Raw genomic sequence first — 17550 nt, forward strand, 5'->3', positions numbered from 1 at the left:
CGAACCGCAGCTCCCTGTAGGAGCGGCCTTGTGTCGCGAAAGGGCCGCAACGCGGCCCCAGGATTTCAGCGTAAAAGCAGTAATCGCCGGGGCTGCTCTGCAGCCCTTTCGCGACACAAGGCCGCTCCTACAGTGGCCGTGCAAGCCCGTTCAACGCGGTTTCAGGTCCAGCCGGCGCAGGTGGCAGGTCACTTCCTCGCGGTCGTGGTACAGCTGCTTGCAGGCGATCGACACCTTGACCTTGCGCGCCTTGAAGCCTTCCTCGATGCGGTCGAGCAACTTGCGCACCTCGGCGTGACGCTGCTTCATCGGCAGCTTGAGGTTGACCACCGCCTCGCGGCACAGCCCCTCGCCCAGCCAGGTCTCGATCAGTGACGCGGTGCGCGCCGGCTTCTCGACGATGTCGCAGACCATCCAGTCCACGGTCTGTTTCGGCTTCCAGGTAAAGCCGTCGGCCATCAGGTGCGTGACCAGCCCGGTGTCCATCAGGCTCTCGGCCATCGGCCCGTTGTCGATGGCGGTGACCAGCATGCCGCGCTTGACCAGCTGGTAGGTCCAGCCGCCGGGCGCAGCCCCCAGGTCGACACCGGTCATGTCGTCGTTCAGGCGCTGGTCCCACTGCTCGCGCGGGATGAACTGGTGCCAGGCTTCTTCCAGCTTGAGGGTCGAACGGCTGGGCGCTTCCCGTGGGAACTTCAGGCGCGGGATGCCCATTGGCCACAGCGCCTGGTTACCCGCTTCGGCCTGGCCCAGAAATACCCGCCGGCCACTGATGAAGGTCAACAACAGGCGCGGACGCTGCGCGTCGTCGACCAGCCGCCCGGCCTTCTCCAGTGCCTTGCGCAGCGGCACTTCGAACTTGCGGCAGAAGGTCGACAGCTCCTTGCCGTCGTTGGTGTCGAGCACCTCCAGCCACAGGCTGCCGAATACCGGCAGCTCGGCCAGGTGCTCGAGCAGCACGCTGATACGGTCGGTCTCGGGCAACTCGATGTAGCTGCCACGCGCCCACTGGCGCGGGAAGATCAGCTGGTCGAAACGCATTTCACGCATCAGCCGCGCGGCACCGTCGGGCTCGCTGCAGACGAATTCGGCGCAGGCGCTGTTTGGCTTGCCTTTGGCATAGCCGGCCACGCCCAGGTGGGCGGCGTGTTCGCTGATTTCAGCGCAGACCTCGCCCTCGAAGCCGGGCCGGCAATGCATGAACAGGGTATTCATCTCTAACTCCACATCACTGGCGCAGGCGGCGCCAGCCTTGATCCGGCGCAACGCAAGGTACGGCCGGGCGGCGAATGATAAAGGAAGATCGGAACCCGCGACACGCCCCACCGGTCCAGAAAAGGGTCAGGCCCGGCAAACGGGGCTAACCTGACTGTTCAGCCAGGTCCGTGCCGTGCGGACCGATCCACAGCGGTGACACTGGCGATCCTTTGGCAGTCGCCGGGCACCGGAGCACAAGGAGTTGTCAATGCCCTCGCTCGATAGCCTGAAAACCCTCAAGTCGCTGAAGGTGGCCGACCACACCTACCACTACTTCAGCCTCGCCGAAGCCGCCCGCCAGCTGGGCGACCTGCAACACCTGCCGATGTCGCTGAAAGTGCTGCTGGAGAACCTGCTGCGCTGGGAGGACGGCAAGACCGTCACCGGCGACGATCTGCGTGCCTTGGCCGAGTGGCTCAAGGATCGCCGCTCGGACCGCGAAATCCAGTACCGCCCGGCGCGGGTACTGATGCAGGACTTCACCGGCGTACCGGCCGTGGTCGACCTGGCTGCCATGCGCGCGGCCATGCACAAGGCCGGTGGCGACCCGCAGCGCATCAACCCGCTGTCGCCGGTGGACCTGGTGATCGACCACTCGGTGATGGTCGACCGCTACGCCAGCCCCGCCGCCTTCGCCCAGAACGTCGACATCGAGATGCAGCGCAATGGCGAGCGCTACGCGTTCCTGCGCTGGGGCCAGAACGCCTTCGACAACTTCCGCGTGGTGCCGCCGGGCACCGGCATCTGCCACCAGGTCAACCTGGAATACCTCGGGCGCACGGTCTGGACCCGCGACGAGGACGGGCGCACCTACGCCTTCCCCGACACCCTGGTCGGCACCGACTCGCACACCACCATGATCAACGGCCTGGGCGTGCTCGGCTGGGGCGTGGGCGGCATCGAGGCCGAGGCGGCCATGCTCGGCCAGCCGGTGTCGATGCTGATCCCCGAGGTGATCGGCTTCAAGCTCACCGGCAAGCTGCGCGAGGGCATCACCGCCACCGACCTGGTGCTGACCGTGACGCAGATGCTGCGCAAGAAAGGTGTGGTGGGCAAATTCGTCGAGTTCTACGGCGACGGCCTGGCCGACCTGCCGCTGGCCGACCGCGCCACTATCGCCAACATGGCCCCGGAATACGGCGCCACCTGCGGTTTCTTCCCGGTCGACCAGGTAACCCTCGACTACCTGCGCCTGTCGGGCCGCCCGGAGCAGGCGGTGCAACTGGTCGAGGCCTATTGCAAGGCCCAGGGCCTGTGGCGTCTGCCCGGCCAGGAACCGCTGTTCAGCGACAGCCTGGCGCTGGACATGCATGAGGTTGAAGCCAGCCTGGCCGGCCCCAAGCGCCCGCAGGACCGGGTAGCCCTGAACCAGGTTCGCCAGGCCTTCGACCAGTTCATCGAGCTGCAGCCCAAGCCACTGGCCAAGGATGTCGGGCGCCTGGAAAGCGAAGGCGGTGGCGGCGTGGCCGTGGGCAATGCCGACCAGGCCGGCGAGATCGACTACAGCCATGCCGGCCAGACCCACACCCTGCGTGACGGCGCGGTGGTGATCGCCGCCATCACCTCGTGCACCAACACCTCCAACCCGAGCGTGATGATGGCGGCTGGGCTGGTGGCGAAAAAAGCCGTGGAAAAGGGCCTGCAACGCAAGCCCTGGGTCAAGAGTTCGCTGGCCCCCGGCTCCAAGGTGGTCACCGACTACTACAAGGCAGCCGGCCTGACCCCTTACCTGGACCAGCTGGGCTTCGACCTGGTGGGCTATGGCTGCACCACCTGCATCGGCAACTCCGGGCCGCTTGACGAGGCCATCGAACACGCCATCGGCAGTGCCGACCTGACGGTCGCCTCGGTGCTGTCGGGCAACCGCAACTTCGAGGGCCGGGTGCATCCGCTGGTGAAAACCAACTGGCTGGCCTCGCCACCGCTGGTGGTGGCCTACGCCCTGGCCGGCAGCGTGCGCGTGGACCTGAGCCAGGATGCCCTGGGCACCGGCAAGGACGGCCAGCCGGTCTATCTGCGCGATATCTGGCCCAGCCAGCAGGAGATTGCCGCAGCGGTCAGCAACGTCGACACGCGCATGTTCCACAAGGAATACGCCGAAGTGTTCGCCGGTGACGCCCAGTGGCAGGCCATCGAGGTACCGCAGGCGGCCACCTATGTCTGGCAGGACGATTCCACCTATATCCAGCACCCGCCGTTCTTCGACGACATTGGTGGCCCGCTGCCGCAGATCACCGATGTGCAAGGGGCTCGCATCCTCGCCCTGCTCGGCGACTCGGTGACCACCGACCACATTTCTCCGGCCGGCAACATCAAGGCCGAAAGCCCCGCCGGGCGCTACCTGCGCGCCAAGGGTGTGGAACCGCGCGACTTCAACTCCTATGGCTCGCGCCGCGGCAATCACGAAGTGATGATGCGCGGCACGTTCGCCAATATTCGCATCCGCAACGAAATGCTCGGCGGTGAGGAAGGCGGCAACACACTGCATGTGCCGAGCGGCGAAAAGCTGTCGATCTATGACGCCGCCATGCGCTACCAGCAGGAAGGTACGCCACTGGTGGTGATCGCCGGGCAGGAATACGGCACCGGCTCCAGTCGCGACTGGGCGGCCAAGGGCACCAACCTGTTGGGGGTCAAGGCCGTGCTGGCGGAAAGCTTCGAGCGTATCCACCGCTCCAACCTGGTGGGCATGGGCGTGTTGCCACTGCAGTTCAAGGCCGGTGACGACCGCAAGCGCCTGGGGCTGACCGGCAAGGAGCGCATCGATGTGCTAGGGCTGAGTAACGCGCAGATCCGCCCGGGGATGAGCCTGCCAGTGCGTATTACCCGCGAGGACGGCCAGCAGAAGGAGATCGAGGTGCTGTGCCGGATCGACACGCTCAATGAGGTGGAATACTTCAAGTCGGGGGGCATCCTGCACTATGTGCTGCGGCAGCTGATTGCCGGGTGATCATGGCCAGGGGCCATTTATTGGCCCCTGATCAGGTGTCCTGAAGGGCGCGAGCTCAGTCGAAGCAGTTCCGCACTCGCTGCCACAAGGATTTTGCATGTCGTTGCCCCACTGGATCGCGCTGGGCCTGCTGGCCCTCGGCTACTGCTTTGCACTGACCCACGGCAGCCTCGGCCTGGCTGCCCTGCCCAGCCTGCTCGCCCTGCTGTGCACCGCCCTGCTGGTACGGCGCAGGGTGCGCTGGCAACAGACCCTCGGCCACCTGCTGTTCATCGGCATGGCCGCTTCACTGGCCCTGCATTGGCTGCCGGGCTTCAATGGCGCCAAGGTCATCGACAAGGCCGTGTTCAGCCAAGGCGCGCTGCCGTTCTCGATGTACCTGAACCTGGACAAGCCGCTAATCGGCCTGTGGTTGCTGCTGGCCTGCCCGTGGCTGGTGGTGTTGCGCGGGCGCGGGCTGGCGCTGAGCCTGCTCGCCATCCTGCCGCTGACCCTGCTCGCCTGCCTGGGCGGTGCCTGGGCCCTGGGGCTGGTGGCCTGGGCGCCTAAATGGCCGGACCAGGCCTGGCTGTGGCTGTTGAACAACCTGCTGCTGGTCAGCCTGACCGAAGAACTGCTGTTTCGCGGTTACATCCAGGGCGGCCTGCAACGTCTGTTCAGGCATGAAGGCCTGGCGTTGCTGGCAGCGGCGCTGCTGTTCGGCCTGGCTCACCTGGGGGGCGGCTGGCAGTGGTTCTACCTGGCGACCTTGGCAGGGGTGGGTTACGGCCTGGCGTACCGCCATGGCGGCCTGCTTGCAGCGGTGGCCTGCCATGCCTGCGTCAACCTGGCGCACTTCGCGGGCTTGAGCTATCCGATGCTGGCACTTGGCTAAGCAATCGGTCATGATCCGACCTGATCGTCATAAACCATAAATAAAGCTGCAATATTGACGGCAACGGACGCGAACGCGCGGGTTTAAACCACAATCGCAGTGTTCATCCGTTGCGCCAGATCAATGCAGGTTAAATATTCATTCAATAAAACCAGCGGCTTGCCGATACCTGTCGAAAGCCTTGCGGATTGAACAGCCAATGCGTAACAACCAGCCGATTACCCAGAGAGAACGGACTTTCCCTGCCCAACAGCGGTTGATCTCCACGACCAATGCCAAAGGCGTGATCACCTACTGCAACGATGCCTTCGTCGAGATCAGCGGTTTCTCTCGCGAGGAACTCATGGGCGCGGCGCACAACCTGGTGCGTCACCCCGACGTGCCGCCTGCGGTGTTTGCCCACATGTGGCAGACCCTCAAGCAAGGCCTGCCATGGATGGGCATCGTCAAGAACCGCTGCAAATCCGGCGACCACTATTGGGTCAACGCCTACGTCACCCCTGTCTTCGAGAAGAACCAGGTGGTTGGCTATGAGTCGGTGCGGGTCAAACCCACCGCCGAGCAGATCCGCCGCGCCGAAGGCCTGTACCAGCGCATCAACCAGGGCAAGTCTGCGATCCCGCGCCGCGACCAGTGGCTGCCGGTGCTGCAGGACTGGCTGCCGTTCATCCTGATCAGCCAGGTCGGCTTCCTGATCGGCAACTGGCTCGGCCACTCCTGGGGCTTCGCCCTGGCCGCCGGCCTGTCGGTCCCGCTGGGCCTGCTCGGCCTGAGCTGGCAGCAGCGCGGCCTCAAGCGCCTGCTGCGCCTGGCCGAACAGAGCACGTCCGACCCGCTGATCGCGCAGATGTACACCGACAGCCGCGGCGTCCAGGCGCGCCTGGAAATGGCCATGCTCAGCCAGGACGCACGGATGAAGACCTGCCTGACCCGCCTGCAGGACAGCGCCGAACAGCTCAGCGACCAGGCCCGCCAGTCCGACACCCTCGCCCACCAGAGCTCGTCGGGCCTGGAGCGCCAGCGCGTGGAAACCGAGCAGGTGGCCGCCGCCGTCAACCAGATGGCCGCCACTACCCAGGAAGTGGCCAACCACGTTCAGCGCACCGCCGATGCCACCCAGGAAGCCAACCGCCTGACCAGCCAGGGCCGCAACATTGCCGGCGAAACCCGTGACGCCATCGAGCGCTTGTCGGCTGCCGTGGGCGAGACGGGCCTGACCGTGACGCAACTGGCCAAGGACAGCGACGAGATCGGTGGCGTGGTCGATGTGATCAAGGGCATTGCCGACCAGACCAACCTGCTGGCGCTCAACGCCGCCATCGAAGCAGCCCGTGCCGGTGAGATGGGCCGCGGTTTCGCCGTGGTTGCCGACGAGGTTCGCCAGCTGGCCCAGCGCACCGCCGAGTCCACCGGGCAGATTCACGGCCTGATCGCCAAGCTGCAACAGACCGCCAACAACGCGGTGCAGACCATGGAGACCGGCCACCGCCAGGCCCAGGAAGGCGTCGAGCGGGTCATGCAAGCCGACCAGGCGCTGGTGGGCATCAGCGAAGCGGTCGCCAACATCACCGACATGGCCACCCAGATCGCCGCCGCCACCGAAGAGCAGACCGCGGTGGCCGAAGAGATCAGCCGCAACATCAGCACCATTGCCGACCTGGCCGACCAGACTGCCGGCCAGGCCCAGCGCTCGGCGCTGCTCAGCGAAGAGCTGACCAGCACCGCCGGCACGCAGTACTCGTTGGTGGAGCGCTTCAACCGCTAAAGCCTGAACGAACCATCGCGGGGCAAGCCCGCTCCCACAAGTGCTGTGCAGAATGCCAGACCTGTGGGAGCGGGCTTGCCCCGCGATGCTTTTACCAGTCGAGCGTCAACCGACTCTCGAAATACCTCTCCTGCCCCGTCAACGGATCCTCGAAACGCAGGCTCTGCGCCAGCAGCTTCAATGGCCGCTCATAGTCATCCTGTTCATCGACCAGTTGCGGATAGAACGGGTCGTTGCAGATCCCAGCCCCCAGCGCCGCCATGTGCACCCGCAACTGATGGGTCTTGCCGGTCACCGGCGACAAGCCATAGCGCCACAGCCCACCGTTCTTTTCCAGTACACAGGCATGGGTTTCGCTGTTATCGGCCCCTTGCACTTCATGCATGCGGAAGAACGGCTCGCCATGCACCAGGCGGCTGCAGTGCACCAACGGGAAATCATGCTGCGGCATGGCAGCGGCGATGGCCTGGTAGTGCTTGTCGATGCGCCGCTCGGGGAACAGCCGCTGATAGGCACCCCGGGTTTGCGGGTTGGCCGAGAACAACACCAGCCCTGCGGTGTGGCGGTCGATGCGGTGCAGGGGCACCAGGTGCGGGTTGTCCAGCCGACGGATCAAGCGGCGCAGCAGGGTCTGCTCGACATACTCGCCAGTGGGCGTCACCGGCAGGAAATGCGGCTTGTCCGCCACCACCAGATGCTCGTCCATGTGCAGGATCTGCTCCTGTACCGGGATCGGCTTCTCGTTGGGTACTTCACGAAAGTAATGCAGGCGCATGCCCTGGCGGTAGGCAAGGTCGGCGGCAATCGCCTGGCCTTGTGCATCCAGCACCCGGCCCCGGGCGAAACGGTCCAGCCATTGCTCGCGGTCGATGCCCTTGAAGTGATCGCACAGGCAATCGAGCACTGTCACCCAGCGCCCGGGCGGCAGGCATACCGTGCTGGCTTGCAGGTGGGCGGGGTTGAAAGGCGTGGTCATCGTCGGGCTCTGCTGATCGGGAGCCGGGCATTATCCCCCAGCCTGCGCGGCGCAACCAGCCTCGCCGGCCGGCTCGCAGCGCGCCTTGAGCCAACGCAGCACCTGCACCGCATCCCAGCGCCCGGGGTCGAACAAGGCGTAGCTCAGGCCCTGGTAGCCAACCACGTCCAGCGGCCGGTGAAAGCCGGCGCGCTGGAACAATGCCTCGATCTCGGCGAAACAGGTATTGAAATGGACCTTGCCGAACGGCGTCTGCTCATCGGTGACGATGCCGTCGAGGCGCAGTTCCAGCACGGCGTCGCACACACGCTCCGGGGCCATGTGGTTGATGCTGTACTTGAGTTGCTCGACATTGAGCATGGCTTCACCTCGATACTGTATTTATATACAGCATACGGAGCGGGCCACGCCGTCGTCAATGCGCGGCTCAGCGCAGGAAAGCCACCACCTGCTCGGCATCGAAGGGCCAGTTCAGCTCGGCCCCGCTATCACAGCGGCGCAATACCGGGATGGTCAGGCTGTAGCGCTCGAACAGCACCTCGTCGTCGGCAATATCGACCAGCTCGACCAGCAAGCCATGCTCGACGAACGGCATCAACATGGCCTCGGCCACTTCACACAGGTGGCACCCGAGGGTGCCGAACAGCTGGCATTCAGGGAGCATGGGGCAAACCCGGAAATCGCAGTTAAGGGATGCTTATTCTAGGTCCGTGCTTGCCATCGCGCACCTGCGCCGGATCAATCCTGGCTGGTGGCGCCAATGCGGTGCAGCGACAGGTCGGCGCCCTGGAACTCCTGTTCGTGGCTCAGGCGCAGGCCGTGTACCGCCTTGATCAGGCCGTATACGGCAAAACCGCCGACCAGTGCTACCAGCACACCGGCGAAGCTGCCAAGCAACTGGCTGACCAGGCTCACGCCACCCAGGCCACCCAGCGCCGCCTGGCCGAACACGCCACAGGCGATGCCGCCCCACACCCCACACACACCGTGCAGCGGCCAGACACCGAGCACATCGTCGATCTTCCAACGGTTCTGCGCCGCGGTGAAGCACCAGACGAACAGGCCACCTGCGACGAGGCCGGTGGCCAGCGCGCCGATCGGGTGCATCAGGTCGGAACCGGCGCAGACCGCCACCAACCCTGCCAGCGGGCCGTTATGCAGGAAGCCGGGGTCGTTGCGCCCAGCCACCAGCGCCGACACGGTGCCGCCGACCATGGCCATCAGCGAGTTGATCGCCACCAGGCCGCTCACCCCTTGCAGGGTCTGTGCGCTCATCACGTTGAAGCCGAACCAGCCGATGATCAGGATCCACGAGCCCAGCGCCAGGAACGGAATGCTCGACGGCGCGAACGCCACCAGCCGGCCATCGCGATAACGGCCACGGCGCGCCCCCAGCAGGATCACCGCCGCCAGCGCCAGCCAGCCGCCCATGGCATGCACCACCACGGAGCCGGCAAAGTCATGGAAGGGTGCACCGAAGCGGGCCTGCAGCCAGGCCTGCCAGCCGAAGTTGCCATTCCACACCACACCTTCGAAGAAGGGGTAGATGAACGCCACGATCAGCGCCGTGGCGCACAGTTGCGGGACGAACCGCGCACGCTCGGCGATGCCGCCGGAGATGATCGCCGGGATTGCCGCAGCGAATGTCAGCAGGAAGAAGCACTTGACCAGCGCATAGCCATGATCGTTGGCCAGCACTGCCGCGGGCTGGAAAAAGGTCACGCCGTAGGCGATCCAGTAGCCGATGAAGAAGTACGCCAGCGCCGAGATGGCGAAGTCGCTGAGGATCTTCGACAGGGCGTTGACCTGGTTCTTGTGGCGCACGGTACCGACTTCGAGAAAAGCGAAGCCGGCGTGCATGGCCAGCACCAGGATGGCGCCCATGAGGATGAACAGGGTGTTGGAGCCATGGACCAGGGAGTCCATCGCGCTGTGCATGTTTTCCATGTAGAGGCAGGCCTGCAAAAAAAGGCACCAGGACAGTTCAAGAACCGGCATCCCTGCACCGAATCGGTGCCAGGCGCCTGCCCCGCTTCTGTGAGTGGGTGAACGCCTGCGTGGTTTTTTCTTGGGTTTGTCGTGGATTGGGTTAAGGTTTAGCGTCATCCGCAGGGCGGGTGCACGGTTACGGCGCGCACGCTTGTGAGCACGCCTCGTACATAAGCAAGCGCTGTACCAGCACATCGTGCTGAACCTTCGGCGCCCGCCATCACTCGAAATAGCCACACACATCCACAGGGAGAGGCCCATATGGCCAGCAAATCGGCAAAGACTGCTCAAGACATACTGATGGCTGACTTCCAGGCCTTGGTCCGCGACACCGAGAAACTGCTCGCCGACACCGCCAACCTGGCCGGCGACCAGGCCGACGAGCTGCGCGAACAGATCCACGAGCGCCTGGCCCAGGCCCGCGAAACCCTGCAGCTCACCCAGGACTCGGTACGCCAGCGCGGCCAGGCGGCCCTGGGCAGCGCCGAGCAATACGTGCAGGAGAACCCTTGGCAGGCCATCGGTATCGCGGCCGGCGTCGGCCTGCTGATCGGCCTGCTGGCCAAGCGCTGAGGAGCCGCCATGGACAACGACGCCATCGGCGCCGGTGCGTCCGGCAGGCGCCTGGGCGCCGCGATGCTGGGCCTGTTGCACAGCCACATCGAGCTGTTCGGCATCGAGCTGCAGGAGCAGAAGGGCCGCACCCTGCGCCTGCTGCTGTTCGCCGGCCTGGCGCTGGTGTTCGCCCTGCTGCTGCTCACCGCCCTGTCCGGGCTGGTACTGGTGCTGCTGTGGGACAGCTATCGACTGGCCGGGATCATCGGCCTGTGCCTGTTCTACGGCATCGCCGCGCTGTACTGCGGCCTGCGCCTGAAAGCGGCGGTGTTCGATGAGTCCTCGCCGTTCAGCGCCACGCTCGAAGAGCTGGCCAAGGACCGGGAGCGCCTGCTGCCATGAACCTGCCCGAAATGCCCGACACTCGAAACCCGCGTGAGCTGCGCAAGGCGCTGCTGCGCCTGCGCATGGAGATGCACCGCCAGCAGATCAGCCACGAAACCACCCAGCTGCTCGAACCGGCTCGCCGCCTGCGCGGCATGGGCAACGCGTTCGGCGAGGGCCTGGGGGTCAAGCACGGCTCGCTGTGGGGCCTGGGCGCTATCGTCGCGCTGGGTTTTCTCACTGGCAAAGGCGTGCGCAGCGGCAACATCAGCCGCCTGCTGCAACTGGGCACCAGCCTGGCACCGCTGATCCGCCTGTTCCTGAGCAGCGGTCGCCGCCCCTGAACGTCGTGCGCGCCCTTGCCAGGGCGCGCCAGACGCAGGAAGCTATGCCGATTCAACGACCGGAGATCGAGCCTTGGACTGGCACACCCTGCTGACCCGCGAACGCCTGGGCAAAGCCCTCTACAGCCCTGAAGAGCTCGGCCGCAGCCCCTTCCACAAGGACCACGACCGCATCATCTTTTCCGGCGCCTTCCGCCGCCTGGGGCGCAAGACCCAGGTACATCCGGTCACCAGCAACGATCATATCCACACCCGCCTCACCCATTCGCTGGAAGTCAGCTGCGTTGGCCGCTCACTGGGCATGCGCGTTGGCGAAACCCTGCGCGGCGCCCTGCCCGACTGGTGCGAGCCCAGCGACCTGGGGATGATCGTGCAGTCGGCCTGCCTGGCCCACGACATCGGCAACCCGCCCTTCGGCCACTCCGGCGAAGACGCCATTCGCCACTGGTTCCAGCAGGCCGCCGGGCGCGGCTGGCTGGACGACATGAGCGACGACCAACGCGCCGACTTCCTCAACTTCGAGGGCAACGCGCAAGGCTTTCGCGTGCTGACCCAGCTCGAATACCACCAGTTCGACGGTGGCACGCGCCTGACCTACGCAACGCTGGGCACCTACCTCAAGTACCCCTGGACTTCGCGCCATGCCGACGCCCAAGGCTACAAGAAGCACAAGTTCGGTTGCTACCAGAGCGAGCTGCCCCTGCTCGAGCAGATCGCCGGCAAGCTGGGCCTGCCGCAGCTCGAACACCAACGCTGGGCCCGGCACCCGCTGGTCTACCTGATGGAGGCCGCCGACGATATCTGCTACGCCCTGATCGACCTCGAAGACGGCCTGGAGATGGACCTGCTGCAGTACGCCGAAGTCGAAGCGCTGCTGCTCGACCTGGTCGGTGACGACCTGCCGGAAACCTACCGTCAGCTCGGCCCCAACGAATCCCGCCGGCGCAAGCTGGCAATCCTGCGCGGCAAAGCCATCGAGCACCTGACCAACGCCGCCGCGCAAGCCTTCGTCGAACAGCAGAGCGCCCTGCTCGCCGGCCGCCTGCCCGGCGATCTGGTCGAGCACATGCATGGCCCGGCCCAGCGCTGCGTGCTGCAGGCCAAGGACATGGCACGCAAGAAGATCTTCCAGGACAAGCGCAAGACCCTGCATGAAATCGGCGCCTACACCACTCTGGAAATCCTCCTCAATACCTTCTGCGGCGCGGCGCTGGAGCAACATGGCGGGCGTACGCCGTCGTTCAAGAGCCGCCGCGTGCTGGACCTGATCGGCAATAACGCGCCCAATCCACATGGCTCGCTGCATGGCGCCTTCCTGCGCATGATCGATTTCATCGCCGGCATGACCGACAGCTATGCCAGTGAAATGGCCTGCGAGATGACCGGGCGCACCAGCCCAACTTGAGCCAGGGCGGTGACGGTAGCGTGGATATTACCTTCACCGCCAAACTTGTAAGACTCTTCCCACAAACACTATAAACATCAAACATTAATTCCCAAGACAGCCAATTAAACCTTGCAAATCAATCAATCCGCCTAAAAGTCCACATTCTTCGTAGCACACACACGCTCTCGCCGTAAGGAATTTCCTATATACATAAATTAGCCTGAGCATCCCTGCCCGCCACCATTCAACTGAGCTAATGTGCCGACTGCTTTCGCCTCGCCGCATGGAATGTTGAATATGCAAACAATCTTTATCGTCGACGATCATCCCGTTATCCGCCTGGCTATCCGGATGTTGCTGGAGAACCAGGGTTACAACGTCTTGGGCGAATCTGACAATGGTGTCGATGCCATGCAGATGATTCGCGAATACCGACCCGACCTGGTCATCCTCGACATCAGCATCCCCAAGCTCGACGGCCTTGAGATGCTGTCACGCTTCCAGTCCATGGCCATTCCGCTCAAAGTCCTGGTACTGACCGCACAATCACCCGCACTCTTCGCGATTCGCTGCATGCACTCTGGCGCCGCGGGCTACGTTTGCAAGCAAGAAGACCTGGGTGAACTGCTCAGCGCCATCAAGGCGGTATTGTCCGGCTACAACTACTTCCCCAGCCAGGCACTCAACGCTGCGCAAAAGAACTGCAACAAGGAACTGGAGTTGTTCCGCCAGGTCAATGACCGCGAACTGATGGTGCTGCAACTCTTCGCCCAGGGCCGTAGCAACAAGGAAATCGCCAAGGGCATGTTTCTCAGCAACAAGACGGTCAGCACCTACAAGAAACGCCTTATGCACAAGTTGCAGGCCAGCACCTTGGTCGAGCTGATCGACGTCGCCAAACGCAACGCGCTGGTCTGAGGTCGTGATGTGGAAGTACCTCGGTATATCGCTGCTTTGCCTGAGCCTGGGCGCCCCCATGCCGACTGTCTGCGCGAACATCGACGAAGGCAGGCGCTACGCCCTGCTCAGCCGCTCGGCACCGACGTCGATCCACCCCGCCCTGACCCTGGAGCAACGCAACTGGCTGGCCACCCGCCATGAACTGGTACTCGGCACTTCCGCACCTGACTACCCGCCGTTCGACATCGCCAGTGGAGGGCGCGAGTACCAAGGCTTGACCGCCGACTACGCAGGCCTGATCGGCAATGCCCTGGGCCTGCCGGTGCGGGTGCAACGCTTTCCCAGCCGGCCAGCGGCAGTCGCGGCGCTCAAGAGCGGGCGCATTGATCTGCTCGGTAGTGCCAATGGCTATGAAGTCACCACCCAGGGGCTGGCGCTGTCACGCCCCTACGCCATCGACCAACCGGTACTGGTAACCCGGGAGGACGAAACCCGCGCCCTGGACACCGGCCTGGACGGCATGCGCCTGAGCATGCTCTATCACTACCTGCCGCCCGAAGAGATCCGTGCCAACTACCCCAAGGCCGAGCTGCTGACCTTCGAGTCCTCCACCCAGGCGCTCAACGCCGTGGCCTTCGAGCAGGCCGACGTGTTCATCGGCGACACGGTCTCCACCCACTACCTGATCAGTCAGGGGCACCTGCCGCGCCTGCGCATGGCCAATTTCGGCAAGCATGAGGCCGTGGGCTTCAGCTTTGCCATGCGTGACGACGACCCGATGCTGCTGGCCCTGGTCAACGCCGCCCTCGACGCCCAGTCGAGCGCCACCCGCAACGATATCTTCAAGCGCTGGAGTGCCAGCAGCGGCAGCCTGTTGACTGATCGCAAGCTGCAGCTGTCGCCACGGGAAGAGAACTGGCTGCGCGAGCACCCAGTGATGCGGGTGGTGGTCAACGACACCGCAGCGCCGCTGACCTTCCTCGACGGCAATGGCCGGCTGCGCGGCATCGTCGCCGACCTGCTCGAACTCATCCGCCTGCGCACCGGCTTGCGCTTCGACATTGGTCGCGCCAGCGGCGATGGCGACATGATCGACCAGCTTGAGTCCGGTCGCACCGACATCATCGCCACGCTCTCCACCGACACCCGCCCAGGCAACCCGCTGCAACTGAGCAGGCCCTACCTGCAAAGCGCCTACGTACTGGTCAGCCGCGACGGCAATCACCAGCCTGCCAACCTGAAGCAGCTCAAGGGCAAGCGGGTTGCGGTACCCCGCGACAGCAGCGTGGCCGCACTGCTCAATGCCAAGTATCCATTGATTCATCAGGTAGCCACCGACAGCACCTATTACTCCCTGGCCTTGCTGGGCAGCGGCGCGGTGGATGCCGCGATCGCCACACTGATCGACGCCAACCATATGCTGGCCAGCAACAACGGCCTGGTGATACGCACCACCGTCGGCACCGAGCCTGCGACCTTCTCGCTGGCCACCCTGCCCCAGGCCAGCGAACTGGCTTCGATCCTCGACAAGGCGCTGCTGAGCATCACTCCGGAGGAGCTGGGGGTGATCAACAGTCGCTGGCGGGATCACGGCGCGGCCGACGACGCCTATTGGCGCAATTACCGCAGGGTGATCCTGCAGGTGGTCGCGGTCATCGGTGTGCTGCTGGTGCTGGCACTGGTGTGGAATGCCCGGCTGCGCCGCCAGATCAAACAGCGTCAACGCGCCGAGCGGGCGCTCAACGACCAGCTGGAGTTCATGGGCGCCTTGCTCAATGGCACGCCACACCCCATGTACGTGCGTGACCGCGAAGGGCGCCTGCAAAGTTGCAACGACAGCTACCTGCAAGCGGTCGGCGCCAGCCTCGAGCAGGTCATCGGCAAGCGCCTGCAGGACACCCGCTTCAGCGACTGCGACTACACCCGGCAGATCCAGGACGATTACCGACGCGTGATGGAGCAAGGCAAGCCCTTGATCCTCGATCGCCCTCTGCGGCTGAGGGAAAAGGACCTGACCATCTACCACTGGATCCTCCCCTACCGCGATTCGCTGGGGGAAATGCAGGGCATCATCGGCGGCTGGATCGACATCAGCGAACGCCGCAACCTGGTCCAGGACCTGCGCCTGGCCAAGCAACAGGCCGATGACGCCAACCGCGCCAAGAGCACATTCCTCGCCACCATCAGCCACGAAATCCGCACCCCGATGAACGCCCTGATCGGCATGCTCGAACTCGCCTCACGGCGCGCCGAACAGGGCCAGCTGGACCGCCCGGCCCTGGAGATTGCCCATCACTCGGCCAGGGACCTGCTGGGGTTGATCGGCGATATCCTCGACATCGCCCGGATCGAGTCGGGCCATTTGTCTCTGGCCCCCGAGCCGGTGGACCTGGCAACGTTGGTCGAGTCCGTCGGACGTGTATTCGACGGGCTCGCCCGACACAAAGGCCTGGCGCTCGAAGTGGTGATCGCTGCCGAAGCGCGCTGCCATGCGCTGCTCGACCCGCTGCGGTTCAAACAGGTGCTGTCGAACCTGGTGAGCAACGCGATCAAGTTCACCGAACAGGGCCAGGTGAGCATCAGCGTCAAACTGTGCAGCAGTGGCGAGCCACTGACCCAGACCCTCGACATGGAAGTCCGCGACACCGGCATCGGCATCCACGAGCAGGAACTCGAGCAGCTGTTCACCCCCTTCGTGCAGGCCAACCCCTACAGCGACGGCGCTCGGGCCGGCACCGGCCTCGGGCTGGTGATAAGCCGAAGCCTGTGCGCGATGATGGGCGGCGAACTGACCCTGCAGAGCCTGCATGGCGTAGGTACACGGGTCAGGCTGCGCATGCCCTTGCAGTGCGTTGCCCCGGTCGAGTCGAGGCCCCAGGACGCGAGCGACATCGAACGCCCGGATGCACGATTGAGGATCCTGGTGATCGACGATCACCCGGCCAACCTGTTGCTGATAGCACAACAGTTGAACTACCTGGGCTTGCGCCAGGAGAGCGCCCGCGATGGTCGCGAAGGATTGCGCAAATGGCGCGAAGGCTGTTTCGACGTACTCATCGTCGACTGCAACATGCCGCAGATGAACGGCTACGAACTGGCCAGGACCGTGCGCACGGAGGAACGCCTGCACGGCAGGCCACGCTGCACCCTGGTGGGCTATACCGCCAACGCCCAGCCCGAAGTGCGCCAGCAGTGCCTCGATGCAGGGATGGACGACTGCCTGCTCAAACCCATCGGCTTGCAGGTGCTCGGCCAGCGGCTGGCGGCCATTGCCCGCAACACCCGGCCGTGCAAGGAGGGCTGCGACGAGTGCGGTCATCGCTTCCACCTGCAGGGCCTGAGCGCCATTGTCGGCGACAGCGCCAGTGACCGCGACCGTATCCTCAGCACCTTGCACCTGAGCCTGCAGCAGGACCTGGGCATCCTGATGACCATCGACCCGCAACAGGACGCCGATGCGCTTGTCGCGCAGGCGCACAAGATCCTCAGCGCGGCGCGAATGCTGGATGCCAGGTCATTGATTCAGGCGTGTGAACTACTGGGGGAGCCTGGGTTGCCCCTGGCCGAGATGAAGCTGTACCGTCAGGCACTGGCACGGCACATGCGCCGTGTGGAGAAAGCCCTGGCCCGGCAATTGGACCGCCAGGCCGAGCCAAGGTGAGGCGGCGCCCGCTCGGGCACCGCCGCCACGGATCAGGAAGCCGGGTTGATCGGCTTTTCCGGGTACCAGGCGTCCAGCAGCGGGCTGACTTCGATGTTGGTCAGTTCGCTGCGGCCTTTGAGCCAGGCTTCGACAGCAGCGCGCTGCGCTTCTTCCACCGAGCCACGGGTGGCCTTGCAGACCAGGCCGAAGTCATCGCCACCGACATAGTCCAGGCCGTTGGCGTCCATGGCTTCAGTCAGGAAGGCGTCGAGGAAGGCATCGATGGCTTCATCGGACAGGTCTTCCTTGAAACCCAGGTTCAGTTCGAAACCCAGCTCCTGGAATTCATCCACGCACAGTTTCTTGCGCAGGCGACGGGAACGGTTGGTAGCCATGAAACAATCCTCTCAAGTATTAACGCGCGGCACTTTACCAGTTTCCGGCGAGCAGCGGCGCATTTGTGTCGAACGGGGCGCATACGGCGTGCGCTTGGGGCATAATGCGCACTTGTTTTCGTGCTGGGGCC

15 protein-coding genes are annotated in these 17550 nt (G+C 64.6%); 9 read left to right on the forward strand and 6 right to left on the reverse strand.

The features are described from left to right. Window positions 1-150: 150 nt before the first annotated feature. Window positions 151-1215: a 23S rRNA (cytidine(2498)-2'-O)-methyltransferase RlmM gene (rlmM, locus tag DM373_RS10865; RefSeq protein ID WP_110993567.1), complete on the reverse strand. Its 1065-nt coding sequence runs from the start codon at window positions 1213-1215 to the stop codon at window positions 151-153. A gap of 250 nt (window positions 1216-1465) precedes the next feature. On the opposite strand from rlmM, the gene acnA reads away from it, so the two are divergent. The 3 genes from acnA to DM373_RS10880 all read left to right on the forward strand — a co-directional run bounded on the left by acnA (window position 1466) and on the right by DM373_RS10880 (window position 6846). Further along, window positions 1466-4207 (forward strand): aconitate hydratase AcnA, encoded by a 2742-nt coding sequence (gene acnA, locus DM373_RS10870; protein WP_110993568.1) that lies wholly within the window; start codon window positions 1466-1468, stop codon window positions 4205-4207. Between the two features lie 97 nt (window positions 4208-4304). After that, window positions 4305-5081, forward strand: coding sequence for a CPBP family intramembrane glutamic endopeptidase (locus DM373_RS10875; protein WP_110993569.1), 777 nt, complete (start codon window positions 4305-4307; stop codon window positions 5079-5081). A gap of 199 nt (window positions 5082-5280) precedes the next feature. Then, window positions 5281-6846 (forward strand): methyl-accepting chemotaxis protein, encoded by a 1566-nt coding sequence (locus DM373_RS10880; protein WP_110993570.1) that lies wholly within the window; start codon window positions 5281-5283, stop codon window positions 6844-6846. Window positions 6847-6937: 91 nt separating this feature from the next. Here DM373_RS10880 and DM373_RS10885 read toward each other — a convergent pair whose 3' ends face one another. The 4 genes from DM373_RS10885 to DM373_RS10900 form a co-directional block, all read right to left on the reverse strand. Continuing rightward, window positions 6938-7822: a pseudouridine synthase gene (locus DM373_RS10885; protein ID WP_110993571.1), complete on the reverse strand. Its 885-nt coding sequence runs from the start codon at window positions 7820-7822 to the stop codon at window positions 6938-6940. A 30-nt stretch (window positions 7823-7852) separates the two neighbouring features. Next, entirely contained in the window at window positions 7853-8182 is a 330-nt protein-coding gene (locus DM373_RS10890) for a transcriptional regulator (RefSeq protein ID WP_110993572.1), read from the reverse strand. Window positions 8183-8249: 67 nt separating this feature from the next. Next, window positions 8250-8486: a glutaredoxin family protein gene (locus DM373_RS10895; RefSeq protein ID WP_110993573.1), complete on the reverse strand. Its 237-nt coding sequence runs from the start codon at window positions 8484-8486 to the stop codon at window positions 8250-8252. A gap of 74 nt (window positions 8487-8560) precedes the next feature. Continuing rightward, window positions 8561-9769 carry an ammonium transporter gene (locus tag DM373_RS10900; protein WP_110993603.1) on the reverse strand — a complete coding sequence of 403 codons (1209 nt, stop codon included), beginning with the start codon at window positions 9767-9769 and terminating at the stop codon, window positions 8561-8563. 303 nt (window positions 9770-10072) lie between these two features. On the opposite strand from DM373_RS10900, the gene DM373_RS10905 reads away from it, so the two are divergent. From DM373_RS10905 to DM373_RS10930, 6 genes are all read left to right on the forward strand, one after another. Further along, entirely contained in the window at window positions 10073-10384 is a 312-nt protein-coding gene (locus DM373_RS10905) for an ElaB/YgaM/YqjD family protein (RefSeq protein WP_110993574.1), read from the forward strand. Window positions 10385-10393: 9 nt separating this feature from the next. Further along, window positions 10394-10768 carry a phage holin family protein gene (locus DM373_RS10910; RefSeq protein ID WP_110993575.1) on the forward strand — a complete coding sequence of 125 codons (375 nt, stop codon included), beginning with the start codon at window positions 10394-10396 and terminating at the stop codon, window positions 10766-10768. Beyond that, the gene (locus tag DM373_RS10915) at window positions 10765-11094 is read left to right on the forward strand and encodes a hypothetical protein (RefSeq protein WP_110993576.1); all 330 of its coding nucleotides are present in this window, start codon (window positions 10765-10767) and stop codon (window positions 11092-11094) included. The genes DM373_RS10910 and DM373_RS10915 overlap by 4 nt, the downstream gene beginning before the upstream one ends. Before the next feature lie 73 nt (window positions 11095-11167). After that, window positions 11168-12499 carry a deoxyguanosinetriphosphate triphosphohydrolase gene (locus DM373_RS10920; RefSeq protein ID WP_110993577.1) on the forward strand — a complete coding sequence of 444 codons (1332 nt, stop codon included), beginning with the start codon at window positions 11168-11170 and terminating at the stop codon, window positions 12497-12499. A 279-nt stretch (window positions 12500-12778) separates the two neighbouring features. Continuing rightward, window positions 12779-13399, forward strand: a complete 621-nt coding sequence (locus DM373_RS10925; RefSeq protein ID WP_110993578.1) for a response regulator transcription factor — start codon at window positions 12779-12781, stop codon at window positions 13397-13399. 58 nt (window positions 13400-13457) lie between these two features. Further along, a complete protein-coding gene (locus DM373_RS10930; RefSeq protein WP_244215057.1) occupies window positions 13458-17042 on the forward strand; it encodes an ATP-binding protein in 3585 nt (1194 codons plus the stop codon). Window positions 17043-17074: 32 nt separating this feature from the next. Here DM373_RS10930 and DM373_RS10935 read toward each other — a convergent pair whose 3' ends face one another. Further along, window positions 17075-17419, reverse strand: a complete 345-nt coding sequence (locus DM373_RS10935; protein ID WP_110993580.1) for a YggL family protein — start codon at window positions 17417-17419, stop codon at window positions 17075-17077. Between the last annotated feature and the right edge of the window lie 131 nt (window positions 17420-17550).

This window comes from Pseudomonas sichuanensis, from assembly GCF_003231305.1.
Classification (GTDB): Bacteria; Pseudomonadota; Gammaproteobacteria; order Pseudomonadales; family Pseudomonadaceae; genus Aquipseudomonas; species Aquipseudomonas sichuanensis.

Excerpts from the sequence above, each read along its gene's own strand:
- DM373_RS10910 (WP_110993575.1), top strand. The coding sequence starts at position 10,394 with ATGGACAACGACGCCATCGGCGCCGGTGCGTCCGGCAGGCGCCTGGGC.
- DM373_RS10935 (WP_110993580.1), bottom strand. The coding sequence starts at position 17,419 with ATGGCTACCAACCGTTCCCGTCGCCTGCGCAAGAAACTGTGCGTGGAT.
- DM373_RS10875 (WP_110993569.1), top strand. The coding sequence starts at position 4,305 with ATGTCGTTGCCCCACTGGATCGCGCTGGGCCTGCTGGCCCTCGGCTAC.
- acnA (WP_110993568.1), top strand. The coding sequence starts at position 1,466 with ATGCCCTCGCTCGATAGCCTGAAAACCCTCAAGTCGCTGAAGGTGGCC.
- DM373_RS10895 (WP_110993573.1), bottom strand. The coding sequence starts at position 8,486 with ATGCTCCCTGAATGCCAGCTGTTCGGCACCCTCGGGTGCCACCTGTGT.
- DM373_RS10880 (WP_110993570.1), top strand. The coding sequence starts at position 5,281 with ATGCGTAACAACCAGCCGATTACCCAGAGAGAACGGACTTTCCCTGCC.
- DM373_RS10925 (WP_110993578.1), top strand. The coding sequence starts at position 12,779 with ATGCAAACAATCTTTATCGTCGACGATCATCCCGTTATCCGCCTGGCT.
- DM373_RS10890 (WP_110993572.1), bottom strand. The coding sequence starts at position 8,182 with ATGCTCAATGTCGAGCAACTCAAGTACAGCATCAACCACATGGCCCCG.
- DM373_RS10900 (WP_110993603.1), bottom strand. The coding sequence starts at position 9,769 with ATGGAAAACATGCACAGCGCGATGGACTCCCTGGTCCATGGCTCCAAC.
- DM373_RS10930 (WP_244215057.1), top strand. The coding sequence starts at position 13,458 with ATGCCGACTGTCTGCGCGAACATCGACGAAGGCAGGCGCTACGCCCTG.
- DM373_RS10915 (WP_110993576.1), top strand. The coding sequence starts at position 10,765 with ATGAACCTGCCCGAAATGCCCGACACTCGAAACCCGCGTGAGCTGCGC.
- DM373_RS10905 (WP_110993574.1), top strand. The coding sequence starts at position 10,073 with ATGGCCAGCAAATCGGCAAAGACTGCTCAAGACATACTGATGGCTGAC.
- rlmM (WP_110993567.1), bottom strand. The coding sequence starts at position 1,215 with ATGAATACCCTGTTCATGCATTGCCGGCCCGGCTTCGAGGGCGAGGTC.
- DM373_RS10885 (WP_110993571.1), bottom strand. The coding sequence starts at position 7,822 with ATGACCACGCCTTTCAACCCCGCCCACCTGCAAGCCAGCACGGTATGC.